Below are 722 nucleotides of genomic sequence, written 5' to 3' on the forward strand. Positions count from 1 at the left end.
CCTTTTCTTTCAAACATCTTCAATGCATATGCTGGATAATGTCCTCTCACTTGTACATCACAGAAGAACCAGCGATCATGCATCATTTGTGTTGATAATACCATATCAGCAGGACGACAAGAATATGGATAAATAGGAACCATTGCTATCATATTTCCAATATGAAAATCAGGATTAATGGCTTTACCAGCTTTGACAGCTAATGCACTGGCTACAAGAGTATGATGTCCACAGATATACATTGCTTCTTCTGGATTGTCATAATCCCCAAAATGAACTCCACTGTTTGTCCATCCAAAGATATCATTCTTGTAATTCATCTGATTATTGATTTCATTGAAAGTCATCCAGTATTTCACTTTGTCTTTATATCTTTCAAAGCAGACTTTTGCAAACTTCACAAAGAAATCAATAGTCTTTCTGTTCATGAATCCACCATATTCTTTAGCTAAATGATAGGGTATTTCAAAATGAGATAATGTAATAACTGGTTCAATACCATATTTTAATAATTCATCAAACACATCATCATAGAACTGTAATCCTTCTTCATTGGGTTCATCTTCATCACCTAATGGGAAGATTCGTGTCCAGGCAATAGATGTTCTAAAACATTTAAATCCCATTTCTTTAAACAATGCAATGTCTTCTTTATAACGATGATAAAAATCAATGGCTTCATGATTTGGATAAAATTCATTTTCATCAATGACAGGTGTAAT

General features: G+C 33.1%; 1 protein-coding gene. It reads right to left on the reverse strand.

Annotated elements, in window-relative coordinates:
• On the reverse strand, nt 1-722 hold a 722-nt coding region (locus B5E75_RS14345), incomplete at both ends, for a family 1 glycosylhydrolase (RefSeq protein WP_143746994.1).

The organism is Massiliimicrobium timonense (assembly GCF_002160865.1).
GTDB lineage: Bacteria > Bacillota_I > Bacilli_A > Erysipelotrichales > Coprobacillaceae > Allocoprobacillus.